The sequence below is a fragment of the Streptomyces sp. NPDC015532 genome, assembly GCF_043078065.1.
In the GTDB taxonomy this organism is placed as follows: Bacteria; Actinomycetota; Actinomycetes; order Streptomycetales; family Streptomycetaceae; genus Streptomyces.
This window is the reverse complement of sequence record NZ_JBIBSY010000007.1, coordinates 283,255-300,824: the sequence shown is the minus strand read 5'-3', so window position 1 is coordinate 300,824 and position 17,570 is coordinate 283,255. Positions and strand designations below refer to the sequence as shown.

Sequence of the window (17,570 nt, the reverse complement as noted above, 5' to 3'; positions counted from 1 at the left end):
GCTCAGGCTGCCTCCGGGAGCGGCGCTCCCGGAGGTCTTACGCCTTCGACACCAGCCGGGTTGAGACCAGCCCGGACCAGCATCACGCGGGCGGAATTCTTGTCCCTGGAGGAGACGGCCCCGCACGCGTTGCAGGTGTAGGTGCGTTCGGACAGCGGGAGTGCGTGCTTGGTTCTCGCTCCGCACGACGCGCAGTCCATGGTGGTGTGCGCGGGGTGCACGAGACGGATGTCCCGTCCGTGCTTGCGGCCCATCTCGATCAGGGCCTTCTTCGTGGCGCCGATCGCGGCGTCCGCCGCCTTGCGTGCCATCGACGACCTGGCGAGGAACTTCGGGCGGAAGTCCTCGACAGCGATGGCGTCGTGGTCGTGCACGACCTTCTTCGCCCACTTGCGGCTGGTGTCCTGCCGCTGCCGGGCGATCTTCGCGTAGGACTTCGCCCTCCACTTCTTGGCCTCGCGGTAGCCCTTCGAGGCGGCGTGGCCCTTTTTCGGTCTGCGGCGGGCCGTCATCCGGTCGTACCGCGAGAGCTTGTGCTGCGCCTTCTTCCCGTGCTGGGCGTGCGGGAGGTCATACGTGTCGGAGGTGGTGGTGGCGGTCTCCTTCACCCCCCAGTCCACGCCGAGCACACGGCCTGTCCTTGGCAGTGGCTGCACTTGGGCAGGCGCGACGAACGAGCAGTACCAGTGCCCCAGTGCGTCCTGGTACACGCGCACCGAGGACGGGTCGGACGGCAGGTCCCGCGACCGCACCACCGTCAGCACGATCTTGCCCGCGAGGTGCAGGCGGCCGTCTTTCAGCCGGAATCCACGCTTGGTGTAGTTCAGCGTGGGCAGAGCCTCCCGCTTCTTCTTGTGCCGGGGCATACCGGCACGGCGGTGCATCGGCAGTCGGTCCTTGATGTCCTTCTGCGCCTTCGCACGAGCCTTGCCGAAGTCACGGACGGTCTGCTGCTGCACCACCGAGGAGCCCTCGGCCAGCCACGGAGTGCGGGCGCGGGCCTCGGTCAACATCCTGTCGAGCTGCGCGGGACCGCACGTCCACCTGTCATGAGGGTGCGCCTTGTTGTGCAGTTGCACCGCCCTGGACCTGGCCACGCACTCGTTCCAGATCCACCGGCAGCGCCCCCACTCCGCCTCCAGCGCGGCCCGGCCCGTGGCGGACCGCCGGAGCCGGAAGGTGTAACGGGCGTGCCCGCCGGCCGCGCCCGATTCCCTCACCACGGCAACCGCCACACCCCTCCCCTCCCGGCCCACGCCACGGGCGGCGTTCCGCCCCGTCCACCAGGACCGTATGTGCGAGCAACGCACACCCGTACCCCCTTCCCCTCACCGCCACCCGCACCAGCGATCACGGGCACGCATGTTCGCAACGCCCGCCCGGCTGCCGGACATAGACGCACCACAACTGGACCGGATCCGGCGACGCTCCGCGTCATTCACACGGGATGCGATTCCTCCCCGGTGTGAACGCCGGGGCATCCTCGCAAGAGTCAGGTGAAGAAGGTGTGCGAAGTACATGGCGGGACGCGAATCCGCCTGTCGGAGCCGCACCCCCTGCCGTAGGTTCTAACCAGATCAGGGATACACCCGCCCGCAGGGGACTGTGGGCTGCACCGGGCCGAGGCTTCCCCAGCTTCGCCCTGGTCGTGCCCTCGCGCACACACCCGGAGCTTGCGGCTCCGGTTCTCCTCACCGATCGGACGGTCGCCCGCCCCAAACCCCCCGGGGCGCGCGGCATTCCGGTCCGGGCGGCCGCCCCGGAACCACCCCCCCTGTTCCGGGGCGGCCGGCTCCCTGTCCTTCGCCGGCCCTTCGTTCCGCCGGCCCCGCCCGTCCGCGGGCCCCTTCTTCTTCCGCTTGTCCGGCTGCCCGGCTCTCTTCCGGCGGCGGTGGCGGGTGGGCCCGTGCCATGACGGCGCCGGACGATGGCAGGCTGTCCCCCATGCCCCGCACGCCTCTTCTGTTCGGCCTGCCCGCCCTGTGCTTCGCGCTGATCACCTGGCAGGTCGTGACGGGCGGCCCGCTCGTGAGCCTGGACGAACGGCTGAGCGGCTTCCTCGTCCACCCGGGCCGGTTCGCCGAACTGCTCGCCGACCTGGGCAGCGTCCAGGTGGCGGTTCCGGTCCTGGCGCTGGCGCTGCTTCTCGTCGCCCGGCACAACCGCGCCACCGGTCCGGACCGGTGGTGGCTGCCCCCGGCCGCCGCCGCGGTCCTGATGGCGCTGGTCCCCGCGGTGATCGTGCCCCTGAAGGAACTCGTCTCCCGGCCGGGTCCCCCGGTCATGGGACCCGGCACCGGCTTCTATCCCTCGGGGCACACCGCCACCGCCGCCGTCGCGTACGGCGCGGCGACCCTGCTCCTCCTCCCCCTGCTCCGCACCGCGGGCGCCCGTGGCGCACTGCTGTGCGTGTGTGCGGCCCTGAACGCGGGCGTGGCGTTCGGCCTGGTCCGGCGCGGCTACCACTGGCCACTGGACGTCGTGGCCAGTTGGTGCCTCTGCGCCGTACTGCTGTCCTGCCTGTGGCTGTTCGTCAGCCGAAGTACGCGTCGAAGTTCCGTGAGAACTCCCAGCCTCCGAACCGGTCCCAGTTGACCGACCAGGTCATCAGGCCGCGCAGGCCCGGCCAGGTGCCATGGGTCGCGTACGAGCCGCAGCTGGTCTTCTTCGTCAGGCAGTCCAGGGTCTTGGTGACCTCGGCCGGGGACACGTAGCCGTTGCCGGCGTTGGTGGTGGCGGGCATGCCGACGGCTATCTGGTCGGGGCGCAGGGGCGGGAAGACGTTGCCCGCGTCGCCCGCGACCGGGAAGCCGGTCAGGAGCATGTCGGTCATCGCGATGTGGAAGTCGGCGCCGCCCATGGAGTGGTACTGGTTGTCGAGGCCCATGATCGACCCGGAGTTGTAGTCCTGGACGTGCAGCAAGGTCAGGTCGTCGCGCAGGGCGTAGATGACCGGGAGGTAGGCGCCGGCGCGCGGGTCCTGGCCGCCCCACTTGCCGGTGCCGTAGTACTGGTATCCGAGCTGGACGAAGAACGTCTCCGGGGCCATGCTCAGGACGAACTTCGCACCGTACTTGGCCTTCAGGGTCTTCAGGGCCGAGATGAGGTTGACGATCACCGGGGTGGTCGGGCTCCTGAAGTTCGTGTCGCTCGCGTCGAGGGAGAGCGAGTGGCCCTCGAAGTCGATGTCCAGGCCGTCCAGGCCATAGGTGTCGATGATCTTCGAGACCGAGGAGACGAAGGTGTCGCGGGCGGCCGTGCCGGCGAGCTGGACCTGTCCGTTCTGGCCGCCGATCGAGATCAGCACCTTCTTGCCGGCCGCCTGTTTGGCCTTGATCGCGGCCTTGAAGTCGGCGTCGCTCTCCACCGTGGGGCACTCGGTGACCGGGCAGCGGTTGAAGCGGATGTCGCCCGAGGTGACCGAGGTCGGTTCGCCGAAGGCGAGGTCGATGACGTCCCAGCTGTCGGGCACGTCGGCCATGCGTGTGTATCCGGCGCCGTTGGCGAAGCTCGCGTGGAGATAGCCGACGAGCGCGTGCGTGGGCAGGTCGGAGGAGCCTCCGCCGCCTCCGCCCGATCCCGCCGAGGTGGTCGCGGTGACGGTCGCCGACTTCGCGGACTCGCCCGCGCCGTTCGTCGCGGTGACCTGGAAGGAGTACGCGGTGGAGGCCGTCAGCCCGCTCACGGTGGCCGAGGTCGCGGTGACGCTCTGGACCTTCACCCCGTCGCGGTAGACGGAGTAGCCGGTCGCGCCGGACACCGCCGTCCAGGACAGGCCGACCGAGGAGGACGTGACCGTGCCGGTCTTCAGCCCGGCGGGCGCGGCCGGCGGCTGGCCCGCGTCGACGCCGGGCCCGGTCAGCGAGAGGTCGTCGGCCCAGTAGGCGCCGGTGCCGTACCAGCCGTGCGTGTAGATCGTGACCTGCGTCGTGGCGGCGCCGGTGCGGAAAGTGGTGCTCAGCTGCTGCCAGTCGGTGGCGGACGGGGTCCAGGTGCTGACGTCGGTGGTGCCGGTGCCGGTCGCGCCGAGGTAGACGTAGTTGCCGCGGACGTGGCCGGAGAGGGTGTACTGCGCGTCTGGCTTCACCGTCACGGTCTGCGAGCACTGCGCGTAGTCACTGCCGGCCGGGGTGCCCATCATCGCCGAACTGCCGCTGTGCACAGGTGAGTTGACGATGGCCGAGGCCGTGCAGGTCCAGCCGCCGAGACCCGACTCGAAGCCGCCGTTCCTGGCGAGGTCGGCGTCGGCCGCCCGGGCGGCCGAGGAGAGTGCCACCAGGCCGGGTACGGCCAGGGCGGCGGCCGTACAGGCGGCGAGCAGCCTTCGGCGGCGGCGGGCGAGGGGTCCGTCGTGCCGGGTGGGGTCCATGAGTGCCTCCGGGCATGGGGGAGTTGGAGGATGGAACGCGCGCCCAACTTGGTCCAGACCAATTCGGTTGTCAAGTCCTCCGGCAGGCAACGGAGTTCTGACGGCCGCAGGGAGCTCCCCCTCACCGGCGCCGGTCCCCGTCACGAGCGAGGCCCGCCGCGGCCTCGTGCATGGCCAGTTCGAGCAGCGCCGGATCCGTGAGCGTGCCCGAGCCGTCCGGCGCGACCAGCCAGCGGACCCCGCCGGTCGAGCGACCCGGATAGGGCACCACGATCCATGTGCCGTGGCCCGCCGTACGCACCCCGGTGCCCAGCCACCGGCTCGCGGTGCCCGCGGGCACGAAGAAGCCCATCCGGGCGTCGCCGAAGTCGACGAGCACCGGCCCGGGCTGGTCGAGCACCCGGGTCAGTACATCGAGGGTGGGATAGCCGAGCTCGGCCGGCAGGATCAGGACGTCCCAGGCCCTTCCCGCCGGCAGCAGCGCGACCCCCCGGGGACTGCGCTCCCACTCCCAGCGGCAGGCTTCGGGGTCCGGAGCCACTGATGCCAGCCACTCGACCGCCGCCTTGGGCCCTGTCATGACGGAACCTCCCTCTCGTGTCGACGCGGGTCGCGTCACAGAGGAGAGGGAGGTCCGGGCGGTCCATTACGCGAGTTCGGGGGATCAATCGACAGAGATCCGGCTCACGCCCTTCGAGGGGCGGGCCGTCAGCTGTCGAAGCCGAGGCCCAGCCTGTCCATCGCCTTCAGCCACAGGTTGCGCCGGCCTCCGTGCGTGTCCGCCCGCGCCAGCGACCACTTGGTGAGCGCGATGCCGGTCCAGGCGAACGGCTCGGGCGGGAACGGCAGCGGCTTCCTGCGGACCATCTCCAGCTCGGTGCGTTCGGTCCGCTCCCCCTCCAGCAGGTCGAGCATCACCTCCGCGCCGAACCGGGTGGCGCCCACACCGAGACCCGTGTAGCCGGCCGCGTAGGCGACCTTGCCCTGATGGGCGCTGCCGAAGAACGCCGAGAACCGGGAGCAGGTGTCGATCGCGCCGCCCCAGGCGTGGGAGAACCGGACGCCCTCCAGCTGCGGGAAGCAGGTGAAGAAGTGCTCGGCGAGCTTGGCGTACGTCTCGGGGCGGTCGTCGTACTCGGCGCGCACCCGGCCGCCGTACGGGTAGATCGCGTCGTAACCGCCCCACAGGATCCGGTTGTCGGCCGACAGCCTGAAGTAGTGGAACTGGTTGGCCGAGTCGCCGAGACCCTGGCGGTTCTTCCAGCCGATGGAGGCGAGCTGGTCGGCCGTGAGCGGTTCGGTCATCAGCGCGTAGTCGTAGACCGGGACGGTGTACGAGCGCACGCGCTTGACCAGGTTCGGGAAGATGTTGGTCCCGAGGGCCACCCGGCGGGCACGGACGGAGCCGTACGGCGTGCGGACGGCCATGCCGGCGCCGGACGGCTTCAGGGCGAGGGCGGGCGTGTGCTCGTACACGCGCACGCCGAGCTCCACGCACGCGCGCTTGAGGCCCCAGGCCAGCTTGGCCGGGTGGAGCATGGCGACCCCGCGACGGTCGTGCAGGCCGGCCAGGAAGGTCGGGGAGTCGACCTGTTCCCGTACGGCCGCGGTGTCGAGGAACTCGATGCCGCCGGCCAGACCCCGCCGCTCCAGCTCCTGGTGCCACTCACGCAGTTCGGCCGCCTGGTGCGGCTCGGTGGCGACGTCGATCTCGCCGCTGCGCTCGAAGTCGCAGTCGAGGGAGTAGCGGGCGACGGCCGCCTCGATCTCGTCGAGGTTGCGGGCGCCCAGCTCCTCCAGCTTCCCGATCTCGTCCGGCCAGCGGGTGAGCCCGTTGGACAGACCGTGGGTGAGGGAGGCGGCGCAGAAGCCGCCGTTGCGGCCCGAGGCGGCCCAGCCCACCTCGCGCCCCTCCACCAGGACGACATCCCGCCCGGGGTCGCGCTCCTTGGCGATCAGCGCGGTCCACAGTCCGCTGTAGCCGCCTCCGACGACGAGCAGGTCGCAGGTCTCGGCGCCGGTGAGCGCGGGCTCGGAGCGGGGTTTGCCGGGGTCGTCCAGCCAGTAGGAGACCGGCTGGACGTCGGAAAGGGATTTCGTCCACTGATTACCACGGGTCATGGCGCTTGGGGCCATGATTTCAACTCCCTACAAGGGTGACAGGCGTTATGCCTTCTGCCTGTTCCGGCGATTTCCGATGATCATTCCGGACAGGACGAACAGGACGGCGACGAGGAACATGGCCGTGCCGATGACATTGATCTGAACGGGTGTTCCGCGCTGTGCCGAACCCCAGACGAACATGGGGAACGTGACGGTCGAGCCCGCGTTGAAATTGGTGATGATGAAATCGTCGAAGGAGAGCGCGAAGGCGAGCAGCGCGCCCGCGGCGATTCCGGGGGCCGCGATGGGCAGGGTGACCCGCAGGAACGTCTGCGCCGGGCCGGCGTAGAGGTCCTGGGCCGCCTGTTCCAGCCGCGGGTCCATCGACATGACACGAGCCTTGACGGCTGTCACGACGAAGCTGAGGCAGAACATGATGTGGGCGATCAGGATCGTCCAGAAGCCGAGCTGGGCGCCCATGTTGAGGAACAGGGTGAGCAGCGAGGCGGCCATGACGACCTCGGGCATCGCCATCGGCAGGAAGATCAGCGAGTTCACGGCGCCGCGCGCGCGGAAGCGGTAGCGGACCAGCGCGAAGGCGATCATCGTGCCGAGGACGGTGGCCCCGATCGTCGCCCATACGGCGATCTGGAGGCTGAGCCCGAGCGAGCCGCACATGTCGGCGACGCCGCACGGATCCTTCCAGGCCTCCGTGGAGAACTGCTGCCACTCGTAGTTGAAGCGTCCCTTCGGTTTGTTGAAGGAGAACACGGTGACGACGACGTTGGGCAGCAGCAGATAGGCCAGCGTCAGCAGTCCCCCGATGACCACGAGATGGCGCTTGAGCCAGGTGACGAAAGACATTTAGACCAGATCCTCCGTCCCGGACCGGCGGATGTAGACCGTGACCATGAGCAGGATCGCGGCCATGAGAATGAAGGAGAGCGCGGCGGCGGTCGGATAGTCCAGAATCCTCAGGAACTGGGTCTGGATGACGTTGCCGATCATGCGGGTGTCGGTCGAGCCGAGGAGTTCCGCGTTGACGTAGTCACCGGCCGCCGGGATGAACGTCAGCAGCGTTCCGGAGACCACGCCCGGCATCGACAGCGGGAAGGTGACCTTGCGGAAGGTCGTCCAGGGCCTGGCGTACAGGTCGCCCGCGGCCTCGTGCAGCCGGCCGTCGATCCGCTCCAGCGAGGTGTAGAGCGGCAGGATCATGAACGGCAGGAAGTTGTACGTCAGACCGCACACCACGGCCAGTGGTGTCGCGAGGACGCGGTCGCCCGCGGTCCAGCCGAGCCAGTCGGTGACGCTCAGGACGTGCAGCGTGTTGAGCGCGCCGACGACCGGGCCGCTGTCGGCGAGGATCGTCTTCCAGGCCAGCGTGCGGATCAGGAAGCTGGTGAAGAAGGGCGCGATCACCAGGATCATGATCAGGTTGCGCCAGCGGCCCGCCCGGAAGGCGATCAGATACGCCAGCGGGTAGCCGAGCAGCAGGCACAGGACCGTGGCGGCGGCCGCGTAGGACACCGAGCGCAGGAACTGCGGCCAGTACTCGATGAGCGCGTCCCAGTAGGTCGCGAAGTGCCAGGTGACCTTGTAGCCCTCCTCCAGGGAGCCCGTCTGCACGGACGTGGAGGCCTGGTAGATCATCGGCAGCGCGAAGAAGACGACGAGCCACAGGAGTCCGGGCAGCAGCAGCCAGTACGGGACGAGGCGGCCCCGCTTCCTGGGCTGCTTCTCCACGGGCTGCGGCGCGAGCGGTGGCGCCTTCGCCTCGGTGACGGTGGCCATCAGGCGGCCTCCTCCTCGACCGTGTCGACACCCGCGTCGATGTCCTGGGCGGCGTCGAGGCCGAAGGTGTGCGCCGGGCTCCAGTGCAGGACGACGTCCGCGCCGGGCACGAGCCGGAAGTCGCGCTCGATGTTCTGGGCGTAGACCTCGAACTCGGGGCAGACCGCGCTGTCGATGACGTACTGCGTGGAGACGCCGATGAAGCTGGAGTCGGCGATCTTGCCGGTGATCCGGTTGCGGCCGGCGGGTATCTCGCCCGCGTCGTCGGCGTGCGTGAGGGAGATCTTCTCCGGGCGGACGCCGACCAGGACCTTGCCGCCGGTCGTGGCGGGTGCCGAACAGCGCGCCGCGGGGAGCACCAGCTTGCCGCCGCCCGCCTTGAGCACGATGTCGTCGCCGCTGCGGGAGTCGACCTCGGCCTCGATGAGGTTGGACGTGCCGAGGAAGTTGGCGACGAAGGTGGTGTTCGGGTTCTCGTAGAGGTCGGCGGGCGCGCCCAGCTGCTCGACGCGGCCGGCGTTCATCACGGCGACCGTGTCGGCCATGGTCATGGCCTCCTCCTGGTCGTGCGTGACGTGTACGAAGGTGATGCCGACCTCGGTCTGGATCCGCTTGAGCTCGAGCTGCATCTGGCGGCGCAGCTTGAGGTCGAGGGCGCCGAGGGGCTCGTCCAGGAGCAGCACCTTGGGGTGGTTGATCAGTGCGCGGGCGACCGCGACACGCTGCTGCTGGCCGCCGGAGAGCTGGTGGGGCTTCTTGCGCGCCTGCTCGCCGAGCTGGACGAGGTCGAGCATCTCCTCGACCTGCTTCTTGACGCTCTTGATCCCGCGCCGGCGCAGGCCGAAGGCGACGTTCTCGAAGATGTCCAGGTGCGGGAAGAGCGCGTACGACTGGAAGACGGTGTTCACCGGCCGCTTGTACGGCGGCAGGTTCGTCACCTCCTGGTCGCCGAGGTGCACGGTGCCGGAGGAAGGTTCCTCCAGACCGGCGATCATGCGCAGGGTGGTCGTCTTGCCGCAGCCCGAGGCGCCGAGCAGGGCGAAGAAGGAGCCCTGCGGCACGGTCAGGTCGAGCGGGTGCACGGCGGTGAAGGAGCCGTAGGTCTTGCTGATCCCGGTGAGGCGGACGTCGCCGCTGGATTCTGTCGTCATCATCGTCACGCCCCTGTGAGCTTCGCGAACTTCTCTTCGTAGGCCGTCTCTTCCTTCGAGCTCAGTGAGCGGAAGGCGTGGGACCTGGCCTGCATGGCCTTGTCGGGAACGATCAGCGGGTTGTTCGCCGCGTCCTCGTCGATCTTGGCAAGGTAGGGCTTCACTCCTTCGACCGGAGTCGCGTAGTTGATGTACGCGGCGAGCTCGGCGGCCTGCTCCGGCTCGTAGTAGAAGTCGATCAGCCGCTCGGCGTTCGTCTTGTGACGCGCCTTGTTGGGGACCAGCAGGTTGTCGGTCGACGTCATGTAGCCGCTGTCCGGGATGACGAAGTCGACGTCCGGGCTGTCGTTCTTGAGCTGGACGACGTCTCCGGCCCAGGCGACGCAGGCGGCGATGTCGCCCTTGGTCAGGTCGGAGGTGTAGTCGTTGCCCGTGAAGCGGCGGATCTGGCCCTTGTCGACGGCCTTCTGCAGCCGGGCTATGGCCGCGTCGTAGTCGTCGTCGGTGAACTTCGCCGGGTCCTTGCCCATGTCGAGCAGGGTCATGCCCATGGTGTCGCGCATCTCGGACAGGAACGAGACACGGCCCTTCAGCTTCGGGTTGTCGAGGAGGTCGGAGACCGACTTCACCTCGATCCCGTCGAGGGCCTTCTTGTTGAAGGCGATGACGGTGGGGATGCCCTGCCACGCGTACGAGTAGGCGCGTCCCGGGTCCCAGTCGGGGTTGCGGAACTGCGGCGACAGGTTGGTGTAGGCGTGCGGCAGGTTGGACGGGTCGAGCTTCTGGACCCAGCCCAGCCGGATGACGCGCGCGGCCAGCCAGTCGGTGAGGACGATCAGGTCACGGCCGGTGGGCTGGCCTGCGGCGAGCTGCGGCTTGATCTTGGCGAAGAACTCGTTGTTGTCGTTGATGTCCTCGGTGTACTTGACCGAGATACCCGTCCGTTTGCGGAACGTCTCCAGCGTCGGGTGGTGCTTGCCGCTGTCGTCGAGGTCGATGTACTCGGTCCAGTTGGAGAAGTTGAGGGTCTTCTCCGTGGCGGAGTGGTCCTCGGCGGACGTGCCGCCCTGTGTCCTGCCGGCCGCGGGGATCCCGCAGCCGCTCAGCGCCCCGAGTCCGCCGACGGCCAGCGCGCCGCCCGCCGAGGCACGCAGCAGTGAACGACGGGTGAGGGCCGCCCTGCCGTTCCGGAGGCTGCGCCGCATGGCGGCCAGTTGCACCGGGGACAGGCTTTCGGGCTCGTACTGCTCCATGCTCTGATGCCCTTTCGAGAGGGTCGCGGCCGTGGTCGCGGCCTGGTCTGCCACAGGGCCGTAGCCGGTGGGGCTACGGCCGGTCCCCGAAGACCGTGCGGTGCCAGTCCTTCCTGGCGACCGCGGTGTTGTCGAACATGACGTGCTTGACCTGCGTGTACTCCTCGAAGGAGTAGGCGGACATGTCCTTGCCGAAGCCGGACGCCTTGTAACCGCCGTGCGGCATCTCGCTGATGATCGGGATGTGATCGTTGACCCACACGCACCCGGCCTTGATCTCGCGGGTCGCGCGGTTGGCCCGGTAGACGTCGCGGCTCCAGGCGGAGGCGGCCAGTCCGTACGGGGTGTCGTTGGCCAGCGCGATGCCCTCGTCGTCGGTGTCGAAGGGGAGCACCACGAGCACCGGGCCGAAGATCTCGGCCTGCACGATCTCGCTGTCCTGCCCGGCGTCGGCGACGAGCGTGGGCGCATAGTACGCACCGCTCTTGAGTTCTCCCTGTGGGGCCTCTCCGCCGGTGACCACGCGCGCGTAGCCGCGGGCCCGGTCGACGAATCCGGCGACGCGGTCGCGCTGGGCGTGCGAGATCAGCGGGCCGAGGTCGGTGCCGGGCGCGAAGGGGTCGCCCACGCGGACGCTCGCCATCAGGGCGCCGGTGCGCTCCACGAACGCGTCGTAGAGGGGACGTTGCACGTACGCGCGCGTGGCGGCCGTGCAGTCCTGGCCGGTGTTGATGAGCGAACCGGCGACCGCGCCGTGCACGGCGGCCTCCAGATCCGCGTCGTCGAAGACGAGGAAGGGGGCCTTGCCGCCGAGTTCCAGGTGCAGACGCTTGACGGTCGAGGTGGCGATCTCCGCGACGCGCTTGCCGACGGCGGTCGACCCGGTGAAGGACGTCATGGCGACGTCGGGGTGCCCGACCAGATGCTCGCCGGCCTCCTTGCCCAGGCCCGTGACGATGTTGACGACACCGTCCGGGATACCCGCGTGGGTGGCCGCCTCGGCGAACAGCAGGGAGGTCAGCGGGGTCAGCTCGGCGGGCTTCAGCACGATCGTGTTGCCCGCGGCGATCGCCGGGAGGATCTTCCAGGCGGCCATCTGGAGCGGGTAGTTCCAGGGCGCGATGGAGCCGACGACCCCGATGGGCTCGCGGCGCACGTACGAGGTGTGGTCGCCGGAGTACTCACCGGCCGACTGACCCTGGAGGTGCCGGGCGGCGCCCGCGAAGAACGCGGTGTTGTCGATGGTTCCCGGAACGTCGAACTCGCGGGTCAGCTTCAGGGGCTTTCCGCACTGGAGCGACTCGGCCTGGGCGAACTCCTCGGCCCGCTCGGCGAGCACGGCGGCGAACCGGTGCAGGGCGTCGGACCGCTCCCCGGGGGTGGTGGCGGCCCAGCCGGGGAACGCCGCGCGGGCGGCGGCGACCGCCGCGTCCACGTCGGCGGTTCCGGCCAGTTCGTACGTGTACACCTCCTCGCCCGTGGCGGGGTTCACGACCGCGTGCGTACGGCCCGAGGTGCCCTGGGTGAGACGGCCTCCGATGTACTGCGCGCCGCCCGCGAGGCGGTCCTGCGCCTGGAAGCGATGGCCCGGATTGTGCATGTCGCTCTCCTCCGCCGTCCTCCTCGTCGGGACGAGGGTCGGCGTAGCTCCAGCTCGATTTGAGTGCCGATCCTGACAGAGCAAAGGGACTCCAACAAGTGATTCCGTTGTTGCCTTTTGGTTACGCGACGGAATCCTTTGACCAGGTGTCGAGTCCTCCCGGAAAAGGCGGGACGCTGTGTCAGTGGTGCGTGCCACAGTGGCGTGCATGGGGAAGATCGATACACGGGACGCGCTGGTCGGTGCGGTCGCGTCGGGGACGCCGGTGAAGTACCTGCACTTCTGGGGGCACCGCCCGCGGGCGGACGGCCAGGTGGGACCGAGCTGTCTCAGCCAGTGGTGGCCCTCACCCTTCGTGGTCGAAGGGGTCGCCTACGCGACGGCGGAGCACTGGATGATGGCGTCCAAGGCGCGCCTGTTCGGCGACGCCGAGGCCGAGCGGCAGGCGATCGAGGCTCCGAACCCCGCGCTCGCCAAGAAGGCCGGACGGCTGGTGCGCGACTTCGACAACGCCGTGTGGGAGCGCGAGCGGTTCCGGATCGTCGTCGGGGGCAGCGTCCACAAGTTCGCCGCCCACCCCGGCCTGCGGGCGTTCCTGCTGGGCACGGGCGGGCGCGTGCTGGTCGAGGCGAGCCCCATGGACCGGGTCTGGGGCATCGGGCTCGCCGCGAACGACGACGGCGCCCACGACCCCCGCCGCTGGCGGGGCGAGAACCTGCTGGGCTTCGCCCTGATGGAGGCACGCGAGCGGCTGCGCCTCGGGGACGGGTCCGCGGAAGGAATCCAGGGGTGACGGCCGCCGGGCCGGCCGGCTCGCGCACGGGGCGGTGAGGGGTCCCCGACGGACGGGCGGGCCGCGTTCCCGGCCGCTGACCGGGGCGTACCGGGTCGGGAGTTCCGGCTGCCGGCCCGGGCGTACCGGGTCGGGGGCTCCGGCCGCTGACCTGGGCGTAACGGATCGGGGTTCCGGCCGCTGACCCGGGCGTGCCAGATCGTGGGTGCCGACCGGGCCACGGCGGCTCCGGGACGGTCCCGGCTGTGGCCCGAGCGGACGATCTCCGGATGCGGTGGTGCCCCGACCGGCCAAAACTGTCCGTGTGAGTGGCATGTACGCAGAGCAGAACGACATCGCGCCCACCGCACCGAGCGCGCCCCGCCAGTCCCTGGCACTGACGGCGATGCTCTTCGCGGTGGCGATGACGTTCATCGACCAGACGATCGTCTCCATCGCGGCCCCGGACATCGTCCGCGAGCTGGGGCTCTCGGCGTCCGGCATGCAGTGGGTGGTGAACGCCTACCTGCTGTCGCTCGCCGCGTTCTTCGCCCTCGGCGGGCGGCTGGCGGACCTCCTCGGGCCACGTCGTGTCGTCGTCGTGGGCACCCTGGTGTTCGTCATCTCGTCGGTGCTGTGCGGCTGTGTGCCCGAGGGAGACTTCGCGCAGACCTGGCTGATCGTCTTCAGGGCGACCCAGGGCCTGGGAGCCGCTCTCCTCTTCCCCGCGGCACTCGCCGTGGTCGTGGCCGTGTTCCCGGTGCAGCGGCGCGGCCGGGCCCTGGCCCTGTTCTTCGGACTGTCGGGAGCGCTGACGGCCATCGGCCCGCTGCTGGGCGGCTGGCTCACCGCGTGGACCTGGCGGGCGATCTTCTGGGTCAACGTGCCCGTCGCCATCGTGGCCCTCGTCCTGACCGTGCTGGCGCGCATTCCCGACCGGCGGCGCGACGAGTCGCTGGACGGCGTCGGGGCCCTGCTCATCGCGGTGGGCATGGGCCTGAGCGTGCTCGGATTCCAGCAGGCCGCGGCGTGGGGCTGGGACAGCGTGGCGACCTGGGGCTGCATCGCGGGCGGCCTCGTCGTCCTGATCGTCTTCTGGCGCTACGAGCGGGACCGGCGCGACCCGCTGGTCAACCTGGCGGTCTTCCGGGACAAGGCGTTCACCGTGGACTCCCTGGTGCTCTTCTTCGCCATGCTGGCCTTCGTCCCGGTGTTCTTCTTCGCCTCGGTGTACGCGCAGGTCTCCCTCAGCGCCTCGCCCAACCAGGCCGCGCTCTACCTCCTGTACTTCTTCGCGGGCTTCGCGATCGCCTCCCAGTGGGGCGGCCGCATGCTGGACCGGCAGGGCCCGCGGCCGGCCATGAAGATCGGCACCGCCCTGGGCGCGGTCGGGTTCTACCTCTGGGCCGGCAAGCTGACCGACCTGTCCATGCACGACCAGTGGCCCTACGTCGCCCTCGCGGGGGCCGGGATCGGCTTCATCCTGGCGCCCGCGTCCACCGACGCCGTCAACCGGTCCATCGGAGCCTCCTACGGCGAGGTCACCGGCATCACCCAGACGGTCCGCAACTACGCGGCGAGTGTCGGGCTCGCCATCTTCGGGACGGTCCTGACACACACGATGACGGACAAGGTCGTCTCGACGCTCCGGTCCCACGGCCTGTCGTCGGCCGAGGCCCACAGCGTCGCCGACGACATCACCCAGGCGGTCACCGGCAACTCCGACGCGCGGCAGCCCACGGGCACCGGCGTCACCGCGTCGACCATGCGGGACGTGATGAGCAGCGTGCGGACGGACTTCGCCGAGGCCAACCAGCGGGTCTTCTACGGCATGGCGATCGCGCTCGCCGTCGGGTTCCTCTGCGCCCTGCGCCACCCCGGCGGCCGAGGGGGGACGACGGAGCGGGAGGAACCCCCGCCGGCCGGCTGACAGCGCCGTCGGACCTCCCACGGACGGACCGCCGGGCGCGGGCCGTGTCACCGGTGGGTCGCGCGGGCCGTCAGCGCTGTGTCACCAGCGACGTGGAGAAGCCGTCGTCGCCACCCGCGTCACCGCTGCCGCCGTCGGAGGCGAACACGATGATCAGGACGAACACGCCGACGGCGAGAACGAGTCCGACGGCTCCACAGATGACCCCGGCCAGCGCCTGCCCGGGGTTCGTGGCCTCGCCGCGGCGGGCCTTGGCCCCGCCGATCAGCCCGAAGATCACGGCGAGGACGCCCAGCACGATCGCCAGCGGCCACACGACGAACAGGACCGCCGCGATGATGCCCAGCACGAGCCCGGCGGTTCCCAGCCCGTTGCTCGGCGCGGGCCCCGCCACGGGCCAGCCGTAACCCGGCACGCCCGGAGGGACGGCACCCGCGGGAGCGCCGGGGTACTGCGGATACCCGTAGCCGTAGCCGTACGGGAGGCCGGGACCTCCGGGGGCGATCGGCGGCGGAGGGACGGGCTCGCCGGGAAAGGGCTGCGGGTAGGGGGTGCGGGCCGCCGGCGGAGCGAAGGGGCTGCCCCCCGTGGGGCCGCCGAGGAGTCCGGGTCCGGGCGGGACGGGCGGGCCGGGCAGCGAGGTGATCGCCGGGAGCCCGTACGCCGGAGGAGGCGCGGCACTCCCCCGCGTGGTCCCCCCGGACGAGACGATCTCCTCGGGCGGGGACCAGGGGTTGAACTCGGAGGCCCGGTCGGCCTCGCGCTTGCCGAGCGAGATCCGGGCGTCGGGGGCGGGGACCGCGAGGGGCGCGACGCCCTGCGCGGGAACGGAACCCGCGGGCGCCTCACCGAACGCGCCGCCCGCCGGGGGCACACGATCCGGACCGCCGACGGACGCGCGATCCGCCTCGGGCACCGCATCGCCCACGGGACCGCGAACCCCGTCGCGTGTCGCGTCGTGCACGGGACCGCGAACCCCGTCGGGTATCGCATCATGCACGGAACCGCGATCCCCGTCGCGTGTCGCGTCGTACACGGGACCGCGATCCCCGTCGCGTGTCGCATCATGCACGGGACCGCGAACCCCGTCGGGTATCGCATCGCCCGCGGGACCGCGAACCCCTTCGCGTGTCGCATCGCCCGCGGGACCGCGATCCGTCTCGGGGGTCGCATCCTCCGGGGGACCGGAATCCGGCCCGGGGGCCGCGCCGGACGATCCGCTCGGCCCGGGTGACCCGCCGCGCTCGGGCACCGGGTTCGCCCCGCCCGGCGGAGCCCAAACACCCGCGTCGCGGGCGGCTGTCGGCCTCTGGGCGTCGTCGGACATGCGCGAGGTCCCCTCTCTTGTACGTTCCGTCATGCTACGGCCCATGCCGCGCCCCGGAACTCGGTCGTACGACGGCCCCTCGCCCCCCGCGGGGTGCGCCGGACCCCGCCGGGGGCGGCCGCCTACGATGATTCCGAAACGTCGATCAGCCGATCACCCGCGTCCGGCCGCACACGGCCCGGGGACGCCGTTCCGGGGAGGAACCCGTTGACCGAGCACATCACCGCCCGCGACGCCCGCGACCTGCACACCTTCATCGCCGGGCTGCCCAAGGCCGAACTGCACGTCCACCACGTCGGCTCCGCCTCCCCGCGCATCGTCTCCGAGCTCGCCGCCCGCCACCCCGACTCCCGGGTGCCGACCGACCCCGAGGCGCTCGCGGACTACTTCACGTTCACGGACTTCGCCCACTTCATCGAGGTGTACCTGTCCGTCGTCGACCTCGTCCGCACGCCCGAGGACGTACGGCTGCTGACCTACGAGGTCGCCCGCGACATGGCCCGTCAGCAGGTGCGCTACGCCGAGCTGACGATCACTCCGTGGTCCTCCACCCGGCGCGGAATCGACGAGCGCGCGTTCATGGACGCGATCGAGGACGCCCGCAAGGCCGCCGAGGCCGAGCTCGGTGTCGTCCTGCGCTGGTGCTTCGACATCCCGGGCGAGGCCGGACTGGAGGCCGCCGAGGAGACCGTGCGGCTCGCGACCGACGACCGGCTGCGGCCGGAGGGGCTCGTCTCCTTCGGACTCGGCGGCCCCGAGATCGGCGTACCGAGGCCCCAGTTCAAGCCGTACTTCGACCGTGCCCGCGCGGCGGGGCTGCGGTCGGTGCCGCACGCCGGTGAGACGACGGGCCCGGAGACGGTCTGGGACGCGCTGAACGTCCTCGGCGCCGAGCGCATCGGCCACGGCACGAGTTCCGCGCGGGACCCGCGGCTGCTCGCCCATCTCGCCGAGCACGGCATCGCGCTGGAGGTCTGCCCGACCTCGAACATCGCCACCCGCGCCGTCCGCACCCTGGACGAGCACCCCGTCAAGGAGTTCGTGGCGGCCGGTGTGACGGTCACCGTCAACTCCGACGACCCGCCGATGTTCGGTACCGACCTCAACACCGAGTACGCGGTCACCGCCCGCCTCCTCGGCCTCGACCAGCAGGGCGTCGCGGAGCTCGCCAAGAACGCGGTGCACGCCTCGTTCCTCGGCGCGGCGGAGAAGGCCGAACTCGCCGCGGAGATCGACACGTACGCCGCCACCTGGCTCGCGCTCTGAACCGA

At 70.6% G+C, this 17,570-nt stretch carries 13 protein-coding genes and 1 pseudogene; 4 read left to right on the top strand and 10 right to left on the bottom strand.

Features of this window, described 5'->3' with window-relative positions; genetic code table 11:
* Window positions 1-2 precede the first annotated feature (2 nt).
* Complete coding sequence (locus ACF07B_RS23270; protein WP_392180335.1) at window positions 3-1,235, bottom strand: RNA-guided endonuclease InsQ/TnpB family protein; 1,233 nt, start codon at window positions 1,233-1,235, stop codon at window positions 3-5.
* A 676-nt stretch (window positions 1,236-1,911) separates the two neighbouring features.
* On the opposite strand from ACF07B_RS23270, the gene ACF07B_RS23265 reads away from it, so the two are divergent.
* On the top strand, window positions 1,912-2,595 hold the full coding sequence (locus ACF07B_RS23265; RefSeq protein WP_392180334.1) for a phosphatase PAP2 family protein: 684 nt from the start codon (window positions 1,912-1,914) through the stop codon (window positions 2,593-2,595).
* Here ACF07B_RS23265 and ACF07B_RS23260 read toward each other — a convergent pair.
* The 8 genes from ACF07B_RS23260 to ACF07B_RS23225 all read right to left on the bottom strand — a co-directional run bounded on the left by ACF07B_RS23260 (window position 2,534) and on the right by ACF07B_RS23225 (window position 12,270).
* The gene (locus ACF07B_RS23260) at window positions 2,534-4,369 is read right to left on the bottom strand and encodes a chitinase (RefSeq protein WP_392180333.1); all 1,836 of its coding nucleotides are present in this window, start codon (window positions 4,367-4,369) and stop codon (window positions 2,534-2,536) included. The genes ACF07B_RS23265 and ACF07B_RS23260 overlap by 62 nt on opposite strands.
* A 121-nt stretch (window positions 4,370-4,490) precedes the next feature.
* Window positions 4,491-4,949: a hypothetical protein gene (locus ACF07B_RS23255; RefSeq protein ID WP_369483835.1), complete on the bottom strand. Its 459-nt coding sequence runs from the start codon at window positions 4,947-4,949 to the stop codon at window positions 4,491-4,493.
* A 128-nt stretch (window positions 4,950-5,077) separates the two neighbouring features.
* Window positions 5,078-6,505, bottom strand: coding sequence for an NAD(P)/FAD-dependent oxidoreductase (locus tag ACF07B_RS23250; protein WP_392180332.1), 1,428 nt, complete (start codon window positions 6,503-6,505; stop codon window positions 5,078-5,080).
* A 30-nt stretch (window positions 6,506-6,535) separates the two neighbouring features.
* Window positions 6,536-7,336, bottom strand: a complete 801-nt coding sequence (locus ACF07B_RS23245) for an ABC transporter permease (RefSeq protein WP_392180331.1) — start codon at window positions 7,334-7,336, stop codon at window positions 6,536-6,538.
* Window positions 7,337-8,266: an ABC transporter permease gene (locus tag ACF07B_RS23240; protein WP_392180330.1), complete on the bottom strand. Its 930-nt coding sequence runs from the start codon at window positions 8,264-8,266 to the stop codon at window positions 7,337-7,339.
* A complete protein-coding gene (locus ACF07B_RS23235) occupies window positions 8,266-9,417 on the bottom strand; it encodes an ABC transporter ATP-binding protein (protein WP_384240168.1) in 1,152 nt (383 codons plus the stop codon). Before ACF07B_RS23235 ends, ACF07B_RS23240 begins: the two co-directional genes overlap by 1 nt.
* Before the next feature lie 5 nt (window positions 9,418-9,422).
* Complete coding sequence (locus ACF07B_RS23230; protein WP_369483839.1) at window positions 9,423-10,670, bottom strand: spermidine/putrescine ABC transporter substrate-binding protein; 1,248 nt, start codon at window positions 10,668-10,670, stop codon at window positions 9,423-9,425.
* 73 nt (window positions 10,671-10,743) lie between these two features.
* Window positions 10,744-12,270 (bottom strand): gamma-aminobutyraldehyde dehydrogenase, encoded by a 1,527-nt coding sequence (locus ACF07B_RS23225; protein ID WP_369483840.1) that lies wholly within the window; start codon window positions 12,268-12,270, stop codon window positions 10,744-10,746.
* Between the two features lie 208 nt (window positions 12,271-12,478).
* Between ACF07B_RS23225 and ACF07B_RS23220 the strand changes: the two genes are divergently transcribed.
* Together ACF07B_RS23220 and ACF07B_RS23215 are read left to right on the top strand one after the other, a co-directional pair.
* Window positions 12,479-13,063 (top strand): NADAR family protein, encoded by a 585-nt coding sequence (locus ACF07B_RS23220; RefSeq protein ID WP_392180329.1) that lies wholly within the window; start codon window positions 12,479-12,481, stop codon window positions 13,061-13,063.
* A 313-nt stretch (window positions 13,064-13,376) separates the two neighbouring features.
* Entirely contained in the window at window positions 13,377-14,972 is a 1,596-nt protein-coding gene (locus tag ACF07B_RS23215) for an MFS transporter (protein WP_392180364.1), read from the top strand.
* Between the two features lie 70 nt (window positions 14,973-15,042).
* Here ACF07B_RS23215 and ACF07B_RS23210 read toward each other — a convergent pair whose 3' ends face one another.
* The gene (locus ACF07B_RS23210) at window positions 15,043-15,900 is read right to left on the bottom strand and encodes a DUF4190 domain-containing protein (RefSeq protein ID WP_392180328.1); all 858 of its coding nucleotides are present in this window, start codon (window positions 15,898-15,900) and stop codon (window positions 15,043-15,045) included.
* A gap of 551 nt (window positions 15,901-16,451) precedes the next feature.
* Here ACF07B_RS23210 and ACF07B_RS23205 point away from each other — a divergent pair.
* A pseudogene (locus ACF07B_RS23205) lies at window positions 16,452-17,565 on the top strand (adenosine deaminase).
* Window positions 17,566-17,570: the final 5 nt, after the last annotated feature.

Excerpts from the sequence above, each read along its gene's own strand:
- ACF07B_RS23225 (WP_369483840.1), bottom strand. The coding sequence starts at position 12,270 with ATGCACAATCCGGGCCATCGCTTCCAGGCGCAGGACCGCCTCGCGGGC.
- ACF07B_RS23230 (WP_369483839.1), bottom strand. The coding sequence starts at position 10,670 with ATGGAGCAGTACGAGCCCGAAAGCCTGTCCCCGGTGCAACTGGCCGCC.
- ACF07B_RS23260 (WP_392180333.1), bottom strand. The coding sequence starts at position 4,369 with ATGGACCCCACCCGGCACGACGGACCCCTCGCCCGCCGCCGCCGAAGG.
- ACF07B_RS23250 (WP_392180332.1), bottom strand. The coding sequence starts at position 6,505 with ATGGCCCCAAGCGCCATGACCCGTGGTAATCAGTGGACGAAATCCCTT.
- ACF07B_RS23265 (WP_392180334.1), top strand. The coding sequence starts at position 1,912 with ATGACGGCGCCGGACGATGGCAGGCTGTCCCCCATGCCCCGCACGCCT.
- ACF07B_RS23235 (WP_384240168.1), bottom strand. The coding sequence starts at position 9,417 with ATGACGACAGAATCCAGCGGCGACGTCCGCCTCACCGGGATCAGCAAG.
- ACF07B_RS23215 (WP_392180364.1), top strand. The coding sequence starts at position 13,377 with ATGTACGCAGAGCAGAACGACATCGCGCCCACCGCACCGAGCGCGCCC.
- ACF07B_RS23240 (WP_392180330.1), bottom strand. The coding sequence starts at position 8,266 with ATGGCCACCGTCACCGAGGCGAAGGCGCCACCGCTCGCGCCGCAGCCC.
- ACF07B_RS23245 (WP_392180331.1), bottom strand. The coding sequence starts at position 7,336 with ATGTCTTTCGTCACCTGGCTCAAGCGCCATCTCGTGGTCATCGGGGGA.
- ACF07B_RS23255 (WP_369483835.1), bottom strand. The coding sequence starts at position 4,949 with ATGACAGGGCCCAAGGCGGCGGTCGAGTGGCTGGCATCAGTGGCTCCG.
- ACF07B_RS23220 (WP_392180329.1), top strand. The coding sequence starts at position 12,479 with ATGGGGAAGATCGATACACGGGACGCGCTGGTCGGTGCGGTCGCGTCG.